This window comes from Bifidobacterium sp. UTCIF-38 (assembly GCF_006454495.1).
GTDB lineage: Bacteria > Actinomycetota > Actinomycetes > Actinomycetales > Bifidobacteriaceae > Bifidobacterium > Bifidobacterium callitrichos.
The window spans coordinates 51,197-67,551 of sequence record NZ_JFAL01000025.1; the positions used below are offsets into that span (position 1 = coordinate 51,197).

Consider the following 16,355-nt stretch of genomic DNA (forward strand, 5'->3'; position numbering starts at 1 on the left):
AAGAAGTGAAAAATGTGCCTAAGAAATGCAGGGGGAAGGGGAAATAATGCAGGGGGAAGGGGAAATCATGTCGACTGACGTGGAACGTGCGAGGAAGATGTTGCTGGACGACCCCTCGCTCGGGGTCGTGGCCTACCGTGGCGGCGGGTGTGGCGGCGGGTGTGGCGGCGGGCGCGGCGACCGCCACGGCCGCAATGGCGAATCCGACGAGATCCTCACCGGATTCGGCCGCGGCGTGCGCCCGCTGCTGCAATGGCTGGCGGACGGCCGCAGTCTCCTCGGCTATTCGGCCGCCGACCGCGTGGTCGGCAAGGGCGCGGCCCTGCTGTATGCGCGCCTCGGCGTCGTCGCCGTATACGGCGAGACGATGAGCGAGGCCGGGCTGGCCACCCTGCAGGCGCAGGGCATCGCCGCCTCCTACGGCACGCTCGTGCCGGTGATCCTCAACCGTGCGCACACCGGCGTCTGCCCGATTGAACGGTCCGTGGCCGCGATCGACGATCCGCTCGCCGCTGAATCAGCCATCCGTACTGCCGTCGCCGAGTTGATGGCGGCACGATGAAGCCGTACGGGTCACACAACGCGCGGCTCATCGCGCTGATCACACCACTTGGAACAGCATGCACTTGAGATAGTCGGTCTCGGGAATGCTCCAGACGATCGGATGATCCGGCGCCTGCTGACGCTCCTCGATCTGACGAAGACGCACGCCCGCATCGCGCGCCGCCTCGGTGAGCATGCGCTTGAAATGCTCATGATCCATGAAATGCGAGCACGAGCAGGTCGCCAGATAGCCGCCGCGAGGCAGGATGCGCATCGCCCTGTAGTTGATCTCCCGATAGCCTCGCGCGGCCGAGCCGATCGTGCTGCGGCTCTTGGTGAACGCCGGCGGATCGAGGATGATGAAATCGAATCGCTCGGGATTGTGCGTGCGCTCCAGCTCGGGCAGCAGATCGAAGATGTTCGCGACGGTGAAGTCCATGCGGCCGGAGACGTCCGGCCCGTTGAGACGCGCGTTCTCCCTCGCCATGTCGATGGCGGTTTCGGACACGTCGACCGCGCGCACGAACTGCGCGCCGCCGCGGGCCGCGTTGAGGGCGAATGAGCCGGTGTGCGTGCAGCAGTCGAGCACACGCCGGCCCCGGGCAAGTCGCGCCACGGCGCGGCGGTTGTACTTCTGATCGAGGAAGAACCCCGTCTTCTGGCCGTTCGCGAAGTCGACGTGATACCTGACGCCGTTTTCGGTGATGTCGGTAACGGTCGGGGCGAAATCGGATGTGTCCGATGCCGACCACCAGCCGGTCGTCTGCTCCAGTCCCTCCAACGCGCGCGTGGACACGTCGTTGCGCTCGTAAATGCCGCGCAACAACACCCCGTCCTCGGCGAAGACCCTGAGCAGCGCGGGGAAGATCACCGGCTTGAGGCGCTCCATGCCGGCTGACAGGGTCTGGGTGACGAGCACGTCGTTGAACCGGTCGACGATCAGCCCGGGGAATTCGTCGGCCTCGGAGAAGATCACACGGCATGCCGTGATGTCGTCGTCGCCCATCACGGTTTTGCGATACTCCCACGCCCAGCGGATCTTGCGCTCCCAGAACGCCGGCGAGAAGTCGTCGTTGGCGTTGCGGGTCACCAGACGCACGCGGATGCGGCTGTGACGCGACAGCAGGCCGGTGCCTAGATAGGTTCCCTTGAGGTTCACGACGTCGACGATCGAGCCGTCCGGCAGGGCGTCGAGCGGGATGATCTCATCCTCGGTCCGGGGCGCGTTGAGCAGCTCCTTGCGGCGACGGCGCTCGCGGAAGTCGTCGCGTTTCGGGCGGGTGGTGCCGGAATCGCCTTCGGTCTCGGCGGTTCCGCTGGTGTTGCCGCTGGCGTTCGCGTCGAGCGCTTCCCACGCGCCGGGTTTGAGCGATCCATTGTTGTCCCAAGCCTCACCTGACGGTAGCGCGAACCGCCTGATCTCACCCTCGTATACCCATGGATGCCCGCTTTCGAGCGCGCGTGCGCCCTTCTCGGTGATCACGGCTCGTGGGTATGCTCTGTTCGTTTTCATGGCGCTGCCGTCCTGTCCTGTTGTTGCTTGTCTTCGTTTTGGTTGAAGCTCGTGTCGCGCCCGTGGGGGAATCGCGGATGATTCAGTGCGTCAGCACGGGGATTCTGGTGTTCGGCGAGAGCGGGCCGGTCGGGAGGAATCCGGATGCGGGGATCCGCATCAGGTCTCGGTCGCGGGCGTTCATCGGATAGTCGGCGTACGCGCAGATGCGATGCTGCCCGTAGCCGACCCGGTAATGGGTGTCGTCGGCCGAGGCCTCCACGCTCGGATCGCCGTAGCCGAACCACATCTCCAGGAACGTGCGTTCGCGTATCGACGGCACGTCGAATTCGAGTTCGGGCGACGCCTCGGGATGCTGCTGAAGCTGGTCGCTCGCCCGATCCATCTGTTCGCGGATGGACCGCCAGTCCATCTCGTCCCATTCGAGACGGTTGTATTCCTCGTGCCTGCTCGGCCAGAAATCGTCGTCGAACGCACCGGCGTACGGTTCGCTGACCTGCGGGAATTCCAGCTGTCCCAGCGCGACGGCCCTCCATACCGCCTTCCGTCCGATCTCGTTGTTGGCCGTCAAGGAAAACGTGCCCATGATTACCCTCCACCACCCTGATTGCTGTTTCGTGGGGTCGCGGGCACTCAGTTATGCGCCGCGCCACGCCGTCCTGCGACGGTGAAGACATATGTGATTGTGTGTTTGTGTTTGTTTGGTATGTGAATTCAGCAAGTCCAATATATGGACTATTGAAATCGTCATCCGATACTAGAGGAGGCGTGTGCGGCCGGTTGCCGCCGTCCGGCTCGTGGAAGGGGGTGGTCCGGCTCGTGGCAGGGCGATGTCCGGCTCGTGGAATCAGAGAAGGGCGTGGTCGGCCAGCCAGCGTCGTGTCTCATCCGCGCAGGTGAAGCGAAACGCCTGCAATCCCGCGGCCGTGGCGCCGTCCACGTTGTACGACGAATCGTCCACGAACAGCGTGGACGTGCGCTGAACGCCGAACCGCGCGAGTGCGAGATCGAAGAACTCCCGGTCCGGCTTGGCGGCGCCGTCGCCGTCGCGCCCGGAGACGACGACGCCATCCAGCATGCCGATGAGCTGCGGGAGGCGGCCGGCCATGATCGGCCAGGTGTCGCGCCCCCAGTTGGTCAGCCCCCATACGCGCACGCCCCGTCGTCTCAGATCGGCGACCAGTTGCGGCATGCCGGGCATGGGACCGGTCAGCGTGCGATCGACGTGGTCCGCGTAGGCGCGCATCATCGCGGCGAGCCGCGGACCGTACTCGTTCTCGTAGTCGGGCAGCAGGTCGACGTAGTCCGTGCCCCTGTCATGCAGGTCGTCGAAGTACATGAACCCGCAATGATCGTCCTCGGCGAACATGCCGTCGATCTCGTCCGCCGGGAAGAGCCCCTCCAGCGCAAGCCTTGGACGCCAGTCGACCAGCACCCCGCACAAGTCGAAGATCACGTTGTCGACCATCGTCGATCGCCTTCCTTTCCGGCCCCTTTCCTTTTCCGGGCCGATGACCGATGGACGATGGTAGGGGAGCGGTGCCGGGCGCGGATGCGCGCGTCCGGCTCCCGGGCGATCGCCGTCCGGCTCGTGGAATGGACTGGGGTGATTCGTCGGATCGCGGGGCCGCCTTCCGGGGTTCGTCGCCTGTCCCGCCCGAGGGATAATCTTGACGATTGCTGTGTCGTGAGACGGGTCACCGCATAAACCCGTTTCGCCCAGGAAGTCCAGCCGGGCCGCCGCAAGGCGCGTCTCCCGGCGGATTGACACCCCCTTCGTCGGCGAACCGGCGAGGGAACGAATCGGCGTGCGTGGAGTCGCATCGGGCGGGATGCCCGGGGAACGGCCATGAAGCGCATGCCCCCAACCGGTGGCCGATATGCGGCGGCACCTAAGGAAACACCATGGTTAACGCCATTGACGCTTTTGACGCCAAGCACATGAAGCCGGCCGAGGAGATCCCGACCTTCCGTCCGGGCGACACCGTCGACGTGAACGTCAAGATCAAGGAAGGCAACAACTCCCGTATCCAGACCTTCACTGGCGTGGTCATCGCCCGTAAGGGTTCCGGCGTGCGCGAGACCTTCGTCGTCCGCAAGATCAGCTTCGGCACCGGTGTTGAGCGCCGCTTCCCGCTGCACTCCCCGTCCATCGACTCCATCAAGGTCGTGCGTCTGGGTCGCGTCCGCCGCGCCAAGCTCTACTACCTGCGCGCCCTGCGCGGCAAGGCCGCTCGTATCGTCGAGCGTCGCGCCAAGTGATATCACTCACGTGAAAATCGGCCTGGAAGCCTTCCGGTTTCCGGGCCGTTTCCATACCCACGCACTATGATTGGTCCGAGCGCATGGGCGGCATGCACATGGGCATGTGGGCAGTACATGGACGAGCAGGAAGGGAACCATGGCATCCAACGAATCCGACGAACGCGACCAGTACACGTTCGACGTGGCCAATCACGGCGTCGATCCGTCCGACATGCCCGTCACCGCCGAAGTCGTCGGCGTCAGCGAACAGCCGGTCGACCCGGCCGTAGGCGCCGGCGGAAACGGCGGCCGAGGCGGTGGCAGACGCAGGGAGGAGCACGACGACAACTTCTCCTGGCGCGACACGCTCATCTGGTGCGGCATCCCGATCCTCGTCGTCATCCTCATCCGCGTCCTGCTCGTCGGCTTCTACGAGATTCCCTCGCGTTCGATGGAAAGCACCATCGAACCCGGCGACCGCGTCGTCACATCCAAACTCTCGCCCAGGCCCTTCGGGCTCAAACGCGGCGACGTCGTCGTCTTCCACGACCCCGCCAACTGGCTCGCGGGCGAACAGTCCGGCAATCCGCTGGCCGGCGACTACCTCATCAAACGCGTCATCGGCCTGCCCGGCGATACCGTCGAATGCGAAGGTGCCGGCCAGCCGATCAAGGTCAACGGCGTCGCCGTCAACGAAACCGCCTACCTCAAGGCCGGAGTCGACCCCAGCGCCTTCCCGTTCAGCGTGACGGTCAGCGCGAACCACATCTTCGTCATGGGCGACAATCGCGCCAACTCCGCCGACTCCCGCTACCATCAGGACGACGGCGACAAGGGTCTCGTGCCGATGAGCGACGTCGTCGGCGTCGGCATCGCCCGATACTGGCCCCTCAGCCGCATCAGTGGACTCGACGCCCACCACGAGGTCTTCTCCAACGTGCCCGACGCCGGTTCGGACGGTTCGGCCGGTAACGCCGCATGATCACCCCCACGCTCGATCTCGAACGCGACCTCGCCGCACAGGGCTACGACCTGATCTGCGGCTTCGACGAGGTCGGCCGCGGCGCGCTCGCCGGACCGGCCATGGTCGGCTGCGCCGCGATCCGGTCGCACGATCTCGACAGCGGGGCCATCGACGTTCCCGCGGGCGTCGCCGATTCGAAGCTCCTGACCGAGCATCGTCGTGAGGCCATCTACGACGAGCTCACCGACTGGGCCGCCGCATACGCCGTCGGCTCCGCCTTCAACACCGAAATCGACGACTGGGGCATCTCGTACGCGCTGGGCGTGGCCGCCCTGCGCGCGCTGGCCGATGTCGAGCGCAAGTTGGGACTCGCCCGCCCCATCCGCGTCGGCGCGATCCTCGATGGGCCGAGCGACTACATCACCAAGGCGCTCAACACCTTCGACGCGCCGGACGTCCCCATCCCCGCGCAGGTGACGACCAAGGTCAAGGGCGATCGTCACTGCGCCGTCGTGGCCACCGCCGCCGTGATCGCCAAGGTCACCCGAGACCATCTCATGGTCGAACTCGCCGAATCCGACCCCAAGTACGAACCTTACGAGTGGCAGCACAACAAGGGATACGGCACCCAGGCCCACCGCGACGCCATCGCCCAACACGGCCCCAGCGACCAGCATCGTCTCTCCTGGAAGCTCACGTAGGGTGGTTGGTCGGGGGATCGGCGTTCACCGTTCGGGACACGCTCAAGGCCGCTCGGCCAAGCCTACGGTCCCGAACGGCGAACGCCGATCCCCCTCCAGTGCAATACGTGAGTTAGTGTCCTGTGTTGTAGATTCGTTGTTGGATTGACTGTCTCTCAGACTCGTTTCAGACCTGCTTCGCAGGCCGGCGCGTCCTGCGATTACGGCACGCGCTGCGCGCGTCATGCTGGTTTGCCTGTCGGCTCGTACGCTGCCTGCACATTGCCTGCAAATAGCTTCGCCGTTTGCCTCGCGGCAACGTTCTGGCCAACGGCAACGTCCTGACAAAGGGAGTCGGAAACGAGGCCAACGAATTTCTGAAGTGCGATGCCAGGTCTGCGTCACGCAGGTGTCCACGCAGGTGTCGCACAGACCTGCGTCAACTATCCGCTCACCAGACAAATTCGGCCCTAGCGTCCAGTCCGATCCGAGCCCATTGCACCCGACCCTGTAGTATCCGGCGCAACAACCCTCATTTCCCGCCCCATTGCGTCCGATCCCGCAGGATCTGCCGCAATAACCCACATTTCTCGTTCCGTTACGTCCTATCCCATAGGGTCCGCCGCTATGGGGCCTGCAAGGTCGGGAAAACGTCCGATCCCGTAGGCCTGATGCGGCGACCGGGGGCGGATCGGGGGATGGACGCGTGATGGGTCGTGATGGATCTGCCACTCAGCGCATGTCAATCGGTTGATGTTCGTTGAGTGGCAGAAAACCGTGCCGCTCAACGCGATTTTGGTGGTTTTTCGCGTTGAGCGGCAGACAAGACGACGGCAGAAGCGACTCCTGCGATACCGGTTATTGCGGAATCGTTGGAAAATAGCCGTTTTGACGTCATGTCAAAAAGGTGGCGAGGCGGCAATGACGCATCGTCGTGCCGCTCAACGCCAAAAACACTGATAATTGCGTTGAGCGGCACAGCAGGGGTACGGCCGAGCGGCCTTGAGCGTGTCACGCCCAGCGGATTCCGCCTCACCGCGGCCCACGACGGAACTTGGCGAAACGAACGAAACCGAACATATTCCGAGTATCCTGTGAGCGCTCACTGTGTCGTCTACGCGTTCGCGATAAGCTGGAGCCCTAAGGCCGTCGGTGCCGTAATGTGCCGTCAGTGCAATGCCGCGCGGAAGGAGAAGAGGTATGGGTTCCAGCCGCAGTTCGAACAAACGTCCCTCGATGTTCGAGGTCGCCAAGCTCGCAGGCGTCAGTCACCAGACGGTGTCACGCGTCATCAACAACTCCCCGGACGTCTCCGATACGACCCGCGCCCGAGTCAAGGCCGCGATCCGCGAGCTCGGCTATCGCCCGTCGAACTCCGCGCGTGCCCTCGCCTCCAGACGGTCGCGCACGATCGGCCTGATCGCCGGCGGCCTCAAGTTCTACGGCCCGATCTCCGCGATCTCCTCGATCGAATCGATCGCCCGCAGCCACGGCCTGTTCATGAGCGTGATGATGGTGCACGAGGCGCTGTGCACGCAGCAGGAGTTCGACAATCTCGTCGACACGTTCAACGAGCAGAACGTCGACGCGTTCATCTTCCTGACGCCGACCGACGTGATGCTCGACGTCGCGTGCCGTGCGCGCGTCAGCCAGCCGCGCGTCATCGTCACGTCGACGCACGGCGGGATGAGCATGCGCGAGGCGCGTTCGCTGATTCCCGATGACGGGCTGAAGCGCACGTCGTTCGTCGGCATCGACCAGTGGGGTGCGATGAAGGACGTGATGCGTCTGGTCAAGTCGGCCGGGCATCGCCGCGTCCTGTATCTGGCGGGCCCGTCCGAATGGCGTGACGCCGCGACGCGACTGACTGCGTGGGAGACGCTGTCGGCCGAGGAGTCGATCCAGACGCAGGTGATGCGCTGCAGCACGTGGGAGTCGAGCGAGGCGTACGCGAAGATGAATCGTCTGATCGATACGGCCGGCGTGACCGGCGCGAAGCTGCCGACGGCGGTCGTCGCGGCGAACGACAGCCAGGCGGTGGGCGTGGCGCGCGCGCTGCACGAGCACAGTCTGCGCATCCCGCAGGATGTGAGCCTCGTCGGATTCGACGACATGACCGCGATGGACAACATGTATCCGCCGCTGACCACCGTGCGCCCCGATTTCGAGGGGCTCGGCACGGCCGCGATGAAGGAGGTCCTGCGTCTGCTGGGGGAGGAGCAGTCGCCCCAGCTGCCCAACTCGCAGCATGGAGTCGGGCTGGTACCGGCCAAGGTGCGCGACCGCATCTCGCTCGGCCCCGTCCCGCCCCGCGTGGTGTAAACGGCGCTATAAGGCCGAATTGGGGTCTGTTATCAAACCGTTATCGGACAAGACACGACGGGGTTGAGTTCCATCGGTCCAGTCTGTACAATGGTGCACGGAAATTGTGAGCGTTAACAGCCTGCCCGATGAGGGGCTGGAGCAACGCCTGCAGGACGACGATCGGGCGGTGATGACCGGCCGGTCAGTGAGGAGTCACACACTATGGCAGCTACGAACGATTCGGAGCAGGTCGCCGCGATCGCCGAGAAGATCCGCGCCGGCAAGACCTCGCTGGGCATCGAATTCGGTTCCACTCGCATCAAGGCCGTCCTCATCGACGACACCTACAAGACCATCGCCTCCGGCGACTACGGCTGGGCCTCCCATCTGGAGGACGGCCTGTGGAGCTACTCCAAGGAGGAGATCTGGAAGGGTCTGCAGTCCGCATACGCATCCATGGCCAACGACGTCGAGACCGCGTATGGCGAGAAGCTCACCCACGTCGGCCACATCGGCTTCTCCGCGATGATGCACGGCTACCTCGCCTTCGACGAGAACGGCGAACTGCTCGTGCCGTTCCGCACCTGGCAGAACACCAACACCTCCGAAGCGCACCAGAAGCTCTCCCAGCTCTTCCAGTACAACATCCCGGAACGCTGGTCCATCGCCCACCTCTACCAGGCGGTCCTCAACAAGGAGGAGCACGTCTCCAAGGTCGCGTACTTCACCACGCTCGCCGGCTACGTCCACTGGAAGCTCACCGGCCGCAAGGTGCTCGGCGTCGGCGACGCCTCCGGCATGTTCCCGATCGACCCGACCACCCACACCTACGAGACCGAGTTCGTCAAGCAGTTCGACGCCCTGCCCGAGGTCGAGGCCCAGCCGTGGAAGCTCGAGGACCTGCTGCCCGAGCCGCTCGTCGCCGGTACCCCGGCCGGCGAGCTGACCGCCGAAGGCGCCAAGCTCCTCGACCCGTCCGGCGTGCTGCAGCCCGGCATCGTGCTCGCCCCGCCGGAAGGCGACGCCGGCACCGGCATGGTCGCCACCAACTCCGTGCGCGTGCGCACCGGCAACGTCTCCGCCGGCACCTCGATCTTCGCGATGGTCGTCCTCGAGCGCAAGCTCAAGGCCCTGCATCCCGAAGTCGACCTCGTCACCACCCCGGCCGGCGATCTCGCGGGCATGAGCCACGCCAACAACTTCACCTCCGACCTCAACGCCTGGGTGGGCCTGTTCGGCCAGTTCGCCGCGGCCCTCGGCCAGCCGGTGGATGCCGGCACGCTCTACGGCACGCTGTTCCGCGCCGCCATCGCCGACGACGTCGACGCCAACTGCGGCGGACTGCTGAACTACCCGTTCCGCTCCGGCGAGTTCCTGGCCGGCCTGCCCGAGGGCCGTCCGCTGTTCGCCCGCAGCCCCGAGGCCCACATGACCCTCGGCAACTTCATGCGCGCCCAGCTGTTCTCCGCGTTCTCCCCGGTCAAGATCGGCATGGACGTCATGACCAAGCAGGAGCACGTCCAGATCGACTCCCTCGTCGGCCACGGCGGCATCTTCACCACCCCGAAGGTCGCGCAGAAGATCCTCGCCGCCGCGTTCAACACCCCGATCAAGGTCATGTCCACCGCAGCCGAAGGCGGCGCATGGGGCATGGCAGTGCTCGCCGACTACCTGTGGAACACCAACGAGGACCACACCAACCTCGCCGACTACCTCGACGGTCGCGTGTTCAAGGACGCGCAGTCCACCACCGAGGAGCCCAGCGCCGGTGACGTCGTCGGCTTCGAGGACTTCTTCGCCCGCTTCTCGAAGGGCCTGCCCATCGAGCACACCGCGATCGAGTCCATCGATCTCGAAGACAAGTAGTTCCTCCCCCGGCTCCCTCTGATAGGACGTTGCCGTGAAGCAAACAGCAGAGCTGTTTGTAGGCAACGTGCGAGCCGACAGGCGAGCCAGAAGGCTGACTGGGGGAGATACCCGAATTTTTAGAGCAATCGTCAATCCAAACAGTGGAAAGGAAAACCCAAATTATGGCTACTTTGGCTGATTACGGTCCCGAGGTTCGTGCCGAGGTCAAGCAGGTGCGTGAGGTCGTCTCGAACCTGCACCAGCAGCTGATCAAGTGGAATCTGGTCGTGTGGACCGCCGGCAACGTGTCGCAGCGTCTGCACACGGCGGATCTGATGGTGATCAAGCCGTCGGGCGTGCGCTACGAGAACCTGACGCCGAACTCGATGGTCGTCACGGACTTGGAGGGCAACGTGGTCGACGGTTCCGAGGCGCCTTCCTCGGATACGGCGTCGCATGCGTACATCTACCGCAACATGCCGGGCGTGTACGGCGTGGTGCACACGCACTCCACGTATGCGACGGCGTGGGCGGCGACGGGTCAGAACATTCCGTGTGGTCTGACGATGATGGGTGACGAGTTCGGCGGTCCGGTGCCGGTGGGCCCGTTCCGTCTGATCGGCTCGGAGGCGATCGGCAAGGGCGTCGTGGAGACGCTGGCGAAGTATCCGAAGTCCCCGGCGGTGCTGATGCAGAATCATGGTCCGTTCACGATCGGCAAGGATGCGGAGTCCGCGGTGAAGGCCGCGGCGATGACCGAGGAGGTCGCGCACACGATGTGGGCGGCGCGTCAGCTCGGTGAGATCATCGAGATCCCGCAGGAGGACATCGATAAGCTCAACGATCGTTACCAGAACGTCTACGGTCAGCACTGATCTGATGGTGCGCCTCCTGCGTTGCGGGAGACTCGACGTACCTTCGTACGCCTTCGTCTCCCGCGCCTTGGATTCGCACACATCAGACCACCGCTGACTACGCCAGCACTGAGTAACACTTAACCCAAGTAATAACCACAACAACGAAGTAAAGGAAGTAACCCATGGTTATGGAGAACCCGTTCGAGGGCAAGGAAATCTGGTTCGGCGTCGGCTCGCAGGACCTGTACGGTGAGGAGGCCCTGCGTCAGGTCGCCATCCACTCCGCCGAAATGGTCGACTACCTCAACAACACCGGCAAGATCCCGGCGAAGATCGTTTTGAAGCCCACCCTGAAGTCCTCCGACGGCGTCAAGGAGTTCATGGTCGAGGCGTCCGCCAACCCGAACGTCATCGGCGTGATCACCTGGTGCCACACCTTCTCCCCGGCCAAGATGTGGATCCGTGGCCTCGAAGTGCTGACCAAGCCGCTGCTGCAGCTGGCCACCCAGCACCACAAGGAGATCCCGTGGGAGACCATCGACATGGACTTCATGAACCTGAACCAGGCCGCCCACGGCGACCGTGAGTTCGGCTACATCGTCTCCCGCCTCGGCATCAAGCGCAAGATCGTCGTCGGCCACTACACCGACCCGGAGGTCGCCGAGAAGGTCGGCACCTGGGCTCGCGCCTGCGCCGGCTGGGACGCATCCAACAACATGAAGGTCATGCGCTGGGGCGACAACATGCGCAACGTCGCCGTCACCGAGGGCGACAAGACCGAGGCCGAGCGCGTCTTCGGCGCCTCCATCAACACCTGGGCCGTCAACGAGCTCGTCGCCGCGTACGAGGCCGTCAAGGACGATCAGGTCAAGGAGATCATCGAGGACTACAAGGCCAAGTACGACGTCGACCCGGCCCTGCTCGACTCCAAGTACGACTCCCTGTTCATCGCCGCCAAGGAAGAGGCCGCGATGGTCAACATGATGCGCGCCAACGGCTGCACCGCCGGCGTCGACAACTTCGAGGACCTCGGCGCCCTCCCGCAGCTGCCGGGCGTCGGCCCGCAGCGCTTCCCGTCCGAGTACGGCTGGGGCTTCTCCGCCGAAGGCGACTGGAAGACCGCCGTCCTCGTGCGCATCGGCGCCGTCATGGGCTACGGCCTTGAGGGTGGCGCCTCCCTCATGGAGGACTACTCCTACAACTTCACCGAGGGCGACGAGCTCGACATGGGTTCCCACATGCTCGAGGTCTCCCCGTCCATCGGCACCATCGCCAAGCCGAAGCTCGAGATCCACCCGCTCGGCATCGGCGGCAAGGCCGACCCGGTCCGTCTCGTCTTCTCCGGCAAGCCGAAGAAGGACGCGGTCGTCGTCTCCATGTCCGACGTGCGCGAGCGCTTCCGCCTGCTCATGGACGTCGTCGACGTCGTCGAGCCGCAGGGCTCCCTCAAGGAGCTTCCGTGCGCCCGCGCCGTCTGGCAGCCGAAGCCGTCCCTGAAGACCGCCGTCCAGTGCTGGATCACCGCCGGCGGCTCCCACCACACCTGCATGACCACCTCCGTCGGTCGTGAGGCCTGGGAGGACTTCGCCCGCATCGCCGGCGTCGAGCTCGCCGTCATCGACGAGAACACCACCGCCCGCCAGTTCGAGAAGGAGCTGGAGCTCTCCGAGATGGTCCACCGCCTCGACAACCGTCACTGATGAGATGGAGTGTCCGCGGCGTTGTCCCTCGGTCGACGTACCTCCGTACGTCTTCCCTCGGTACGTCTAGCGGACACACGCATCCCATCAGCGACTCCGTCACTGATCGATGGAGCGCTGACGGCCGTTGATCGGCTGACCTGTTAGTAACCACGTGAAGGGCCCGATTCCCCATCAGGGGAGTCGGGCCCTTCACGGTTATTTGGCTCTTCCGGTTTTGGTGTGTAAGGGGTGTGGTTCATAGGTGGGTTTGGATGGCTTGTCTGAAGCCGCCGGTGTGGAGCAGGCTGCGGGTGATGTAGTTGTCGAGGTTGCGGAAGCCGAGGGCGATGCCGCGTAGGGTCTCGAGCCTGCCGTTGATGGCCTCGGTGGGCCCGTTGGCGCTGTGCTCCCAGTCGAAGAACGCGAGGACGTCGCCCATGCGGCGCTTCAAAGTACGTCCCAGAGCGGCGAGTTCCGGGCATCCCGGCGCGGCTCCCCTGGCGTTGAGCGCCTCGATGAGCTCGGCCATCATGCCCCTGCCCCTGCGTCTGTCCTCCTGCGCGTAGCAGCGGATGATCCTCTGGTAGGCACCGTGCGCGAGCCTCAACGCATGGTTGGCGGGGTCGTCGAGCAGGCGGGCGGCGCGCTCCCGCTGCCTGTCGGTCCTGAGGGTCTCGGTCTTCAATAGGACGCGCCGTCCCCTGTAGAGCGGGTCCCGGCTGGTGCCGCGCCGTCCGGTCCGTTCGCGCTGGAGCCGGCATCGCACGGCGGTGAGCCTGTCGCCGGCGAGTTTGACGACGTGGAACGGGTCCAGTACCTCCACGGCGTGGGGGACCTCATGCCGTGCGGCCTTCTTGTATCCGGCGAACGCGTCCATCGCGATCACCCTCACCGTCTCGCGGAACGTCTGGGGGCGTTCGGCGAGCCACGAGGCGAACGCCTTCTCGCTCCTGCCCTCGACCATGTCCAGTAGGCGGGCCGGCCGTCCGCGTCTCCTGGGGGTGAGGTCGACGATGACGGTCACGTAGCGGCCGCCGTGCCGCGTGTGGCGCCATACGTGCTCGTCCACGCCGACCGCCTCGACCCCGTCCAGGCGATGCGGGTCGCCGACCAGCGTCTCCATGCCCTTGGCGAGCACGGCCGCGTTGACCGCGTCCCATGAGCAGCATAGGTCGCGCGCGCACGCCAGCATGCTCTTCGACTTCAGCACGACCTCGGCGGCCGCCCACCACACCGCCGCCTCGGTCAGCCGCCTGCCCTCCGCGGCCACGCGCGTCAGATCATCGGTCCACGAGCGCGCGCAGGACAGGCACTCATAACGTCTGACGCGCACCAGCAGGTGCACGGCGTGCTGGCCGACCGGCGTGTGCACGAACCGGCGACGCCACGAGGAACGCACGCGGCCGGACGCGCCGCACCCCGCGCAGTGCCGGGCCGCTTCATCCTCGGGCTCGCAGCCGACCAGCCACACGCCCGCACGCGAACCCACCCGCTCGTGCCGTTGCCAGACCGGGACCAGACCCAGCCCGTCCAGACCGAGCAGCACCCGGGCATCGAACGCGCTAGACTCGTTACCAAGCCGCGCGGTTTTCTTCACTTTTTCGATCACACACCGAATAAAACCGCACGGCCCCTACACACCAAAACCGGAAGAGCCGGTTATTTCATGATTACGCGAGAGATCCCCGCCCCCTCCTATCCGTCATCTCTCGCTGGCATAGGGTCCAGCGAGCCATGTCGGAACTCAGGTGACGGAAACCTCTCGCTAATGGCTGCTCAGCGAGAGGTTTCCGTCACCTGATGACAACCCTCTCTCGCTGATACCCCTCTCCGCGAGCCGTTCCCGTCACTGCGCACAGGAAACCTCTCGCTAAGCGGCCATGAGCGAGAGATTGTATCCCCGCGACGGCATCAACCTCTCACAAAGCCTCAATCATGCGAGAGATTCCAGTCATGAGATACCAACGATCTCTCTCGCGGGATCATCCCGCGTCAGACTAGCGGCAGGACGAGTAGACAGGTCCAGAGGCCATCGGCGCAGGAGACCTCGAACTCGCCGCCGAGTCGCAGCGCGCTCTGCCGGCAGCGAAGTAGTCCGGTTCCGGCGGATAGCCCGTTGCCATCGGACGGGTTAGCATCATTGAAGGCGTTGGAAGCGGACAGTGTCGCCCGTCCATCGTCGATCGTCAGCGCGATGCAGTACGCGCCGGATGGATCCGCATACTTCATCATGTTGCCGACGATCTCCCGCAATACGGACAGCAATGTCTCCCGGCAATCCTCCGAGCAGTCGACCGCTGAAGCGCCGGTAACCAGAAATGCGCCTTCCAGCCCGATGCCGCGTAGCCGGGCGCGATATCCCTCCGCCAGAGACTCCAGCTCGTCATGGGTCAAGGAGGTCAGGGAGGTCAAGGAGGTCAGGGAGGCCAAGGAGGTCAGGGAAGTCGGGGAGGACGGACCTCCGACTTGCGTTGCGAGGGAATCGTGGAAACGGCTGATGCTTCGGATGCCGAATCCGGCCGGCGTATGCCTCCTCTGGTCATCTTCTCTATGGAACGACGAGATGGACATCGAGCCCCTGCCGGATGTCGTATCGGCGGCGGGCTCCGTCAGCCGATCCAGTCCCGCGATCAGCCTGCGTACCTTGACCAGCGACTCTTCAGCGGTCCGCTCGATAAGCGTGACAAGTTGATAGTCGTCAAGCACCGAGGCTCGTGGTTCGTGCTTGGAATCCGCCGAACCTCCCATCTCCGTGGCGGTGACCTCTTCCGACTCCGATCGTGCTCGCCGTGCGAGCAGTAGGATCGTCGTCAGATCGTTCGCCACCGAATGATGCAGCTGCTCGGCCAGACGCTGATCGCCCAGTCGCCTCAGCAGTATCGCACGCTCGCGACGTTCCCGTTCGCGCAGCTCCTGCCCGTGGATCGACGACCCGATCCACAGTGCGATCATCAGCAGCGCCGCCGTCGCGCACACCGTGGCGAGCACCGTCGTATCCCATGGATACAGCCATATGCGCGACGCCGCCGCGATCTCGGCGATCATCGACGCAAGCAGCGCAGGACCGGTGCGTAGATACGCCATCACCGTCATCGCCATCAGCAACGGGAACAGGACGGAGAACGCCGCGGTCTGCGGCATGACGCATCGGACAACCCACAATGCGACGATCATCCACCCGCCGAGTCGTGGCGCCAACGCCATAAGCAGGCACGCCGTGACCGACAGCAGCGCGAACGCAACGGCCGCATCCCCGTTCCCGGCCTCGCCCCGCATCGACAGATACGCCGTCTCGACTGCGACCGGCAGTGACGAACAGGCGAGCAGTATCCGCGTACGCCAGTCCGCGAGCAACGATCCGGGTGCCGTGTCGGCCGGGGAAGACTCGTCCGATACGGATCGTCTGTCGATGGGCCCTTCCGTGTGATGATCGTGATTCGGCTGGGATGACGATTCCAATGAGGACATCCGTGATGAGTGCCGCCGCATGATCCCGCCCCTCACATCCTCAGGTATCGGCGACACAGCGCCACCGCCTCATTGCGATCGCGCGCATGCAGCTTGTCGCGGACGCGCGCGACCTGCGCGAAGACCGTGCCCTTGGAGATACCGAGCGCGTCGGCGACCTGCTCGGTGGAATGCCCGTTCGCATACAGTCGCATGATGTCGGTCTGCTGGCGTGACAACGCAAACGACCGTTCAGGTTCCGGTTCGGATTTC

The 16,355-nt window shown here is 64.7% G+C and carries 14 protein-coding genes; 8 read left to right on the forward strand and 6 right to left on the reverse strand.

Going from position 1 to position 16,355, the window contains the following annotated elements:
* The first annotated feature begins 67 nt into the window (after window positions 1–67).
* Complete coding sequence (locus BW11_RS09410; protein ID WP_181162573.1) at window positions 68–562, forward strand: DUF1893 domain-containing protein; 495 nt, start codon at window positions 68–70, stop codon at window positions 560–562.
* Between the two features lie 39 nt (window positions 563–601).
* Here BW11_RS09410 and BW11_RS09415 read toward each other — a convergent pair whose 3' ends face one another.
* From BW11_RS09415 to BW11_RS09425, 3 genes are all read right to left on the reverse strand, one after another.
* The gene (locus BW11_RS09415; RefSeq protein WP_140445437.1) at window positions 602–2,056 is read right to left on the reverse strand and encodes a class I SAM-dependent rRNA methyltransferase; all 1,455 of its coding nucleotides are present in this window, start codon (window positions 2,054–2,056) and stop codon (window positions 602–604) included.
* An 82-nt stretch (window positions 2,057–2,138) separates the two neighbouring features.
* Window positions 2,139–2,642: a hypothetical protein gene (locus BW11_RS09420; RefSeq protein WP_140445436.1), complete on the reverse strand. Its 504-nt coding sequence runs from the start codon at window positions 2,640–2,642 to the stop codon at window positions 2,139–2,141.
* A 261-nt stretch (window positions 2,643–2,903) separates the two neighbouring features.
* Window positions 2,904–3,524 carry an HAD family phosphatase gene (locus BW11_RS09425; protein ID WP_140445435.1) on the reverse strand — a complete coding sequence of 207 codons (621 nt, stop codon included), beginning with the start codon at window positions 3,522–3,524 and terminating at the stop codon, window positions 2,904–2,906.
* 437 nt (window positions 3,525–3,961) lie between these two features.
* On the opposite strand from BW11_RS09425, the gene rplS reads away from it, so the two are divergent.
* The 7 genes from rplS (at window position 3,962) to araA (ending at window position 12,653) form a co-directional block, all read left to right on the forward strand.
* Window positions 3,962–4,318: a 50S ribosomal protein L19 gene (rplS, locus tag BW11_RS09430; RefSeq protein ID WP_043166952.1), complete on the forward strand. Its 357-nt coding sequence runs from the start codon at window positions 3,962–3,964 to the stop codon at window positions 4,316–4,318.
* 139 nt (window positions 4,319–4,457) lie between these two features.
* A complete protein-coding gene (gene lepB / locus BW11_RS09435) occupies window positions 4,458–5,282 on the forward strand; it encodes a signal peptidase I (protein ID WP_052119260.1) in 825 nt (274 codons plus the stop codon).
* Window positions 5,279–5,965 (forward strand): ribonuclease HII, encoded by a 687-nt coding sequence (locus tag BW11_RS09440; RefSeq protein WP_140445434.1) that lies wholly within the window; start codon window positions 5,279–5,281, stop codon window positions 5,963–5,965. The genes lepB and BW11_RS09440 overlap by 4 nt, the downstream gene beginning before the upstream one ends.
* A gap of 1,179 nt (window positions 5,966–7,144) precedes the next feature.
* Window positions 7,145–8,266 (forward strand): LacI family DNA-binding transcriptional regulator, encoded by a 1,122-nt coding sequence (locus BW11_RS09445; protein ID WP_140445433.1) that lies wholly within the window; start codon window positions 7,145–7,147, stop codon window positions 8,264–8,266.
* A gap of 204 nt (window positions 8,267–8,470) precedes the next feature.
* Window positions 8,471–10,114: a xylulokinase gene (locus BW11_RS09450; protein ID WP_140445432.1), complete on the forward strand. Its 1,644-nt coding sequence runs from the start codon at window positions 8,471–8,473 to the stop codon at window positions 10,112–10,114.
* Between the two features lie 164 nt (window positions 10,115–10,278).
* Entirely contained in the window at window positions 10,279–10,971 is a 693-nt protein-coding gene (locus tag BW11_RS09455) for an L-ribulose-5-phosphate 4-epimerase (RefSeq protein ID WP_140445431.1), read from the forward strand.
* Between the two features lie 164 nt (window positions 10,972–11,135).
* Window positions 11,136–12,653 (forward strand): L-arabinose isomerase, encoded by a 1,518-nt coding sequence (araA, locus tag BW11_RS09460; RefSeq protein WP_140445430.1) that lies wholly within the window; start codon window positions 11,136–11,138, stop codon window positions 12,651–12,653.
* A gap of 238 nt (window positions 12,654–12,891) precedes the next feature.
* On the opposite strand, the gene BW11_RS09465 is transcribed toward araA, so the two are convergent.
* The 3 genes from BW11_RS09465 to BW11_RS09490 form a co-directional block, all read right to left on the reverse strand.
* A complete protein-coding gene (locus BW11_RS09465) occupies window positions 12,892–14,181 on the reverse strand; it encodes an ISL3 family transposase (protein ID WP_140445469.1) in 1,290 nt (429 codons plus the stop codon).
* Window positions 14,182–14,627: 446 nt separating this feature from the next.
* A complete protein-coding gene (locus tag BW11_RS11605) occupies window positions 14,628–16,094 on the reverse strand; it encodes a hypothetical protein (RefSeq protein ID WP_181162572.1) in 1,467 nt (488 codons plus the stop codon).
* A 41-nt stretch (window positions 16,095–16,135) separates the two neighbouring features.
* On the reverse strand, window positions 16,136–16,355 hold a 220-nt coding region (locus BW11_RS09490; protein ID WP_140476361.1), incomplete at its 5' end, for a response regulator transcription factor.

Bases quoted from the DNA above. Each gene is read 5' to 3' on its own strand.
- lepB (WP_052119260.1), top strand. From the start codon at position 4,458: ATGGCATCCAACGAATCCGACGAACGCGACCAGTACACGTTCGACGTG.
- araA (WP_140445430.1), top strand. From the start codon at position 11,136: ATGGTTATGGAGAACCCGTTCGAGGGCAAGGAAATCTGGTTCGGCGTC.
- BW11_RS09425 (WP_140445435.1), bottom strand. From the start codon at position 3,524: ATGGTCGACAACGTGATCTTCGACTTGTGCGGGGTGCTGGTCGACTGG.
- BW11_RS09450 (WP_140445432.1), top strand. From the start codon at position 8,471: ATGGCAGCTACGAACGATTCGGAGCAGGTCGCCGCGATCGCCGAGAAG.
- BW11_RS09455 (WP_140445431.1), top strand. From the start codon at position 10,279: ATGGCTACTTTGGCTGATTACGGTCCCGAGGTTCGTGCCGAGGTCAAG.
- BW11_RS09445 (WP_140445433.1), top strand. From the start codon at position 7,145: ATGGGTTCCAGCCGCAGTTCGAACAAACGTCCCTCGATGTTCGAGGTC.
- BW11_RS09440 (WP_140445434.1), top strand. From the start codon at position 5,279: ATGATCACCCCCACGCTCGATCTCGAACGCGACCTCGCCGCACAGGGC.
- BW11_RS09410 (WP_181162573.1), top strand. From the start codon at position 68: ATGTCGACTGACGTGGAACGTGCGAGGAAGATGTTGCTGGACGACCCC.
- BW11_RS09415 (WP_140445437.1), bottom strand. From the start codon at position 2,056: ATGAAAACGAACAGAGCATACCCACGAGCCGTGATCACCGAGAAGGGC.
- BW11_RS09420 (WP_140445436.1), bottom strand. From the start codon at position 2,642: ATGGGCACGTTTTCCTTGACGGCCAACAACGAGATCGGACGGAAGGCG.
- rplS (WP_043166952.1), top strand. From the start codon at position 3,962: ATGGTTAACGCCATTGACGCTTTTGACGCCAAGCACATGAAGCCGGCC.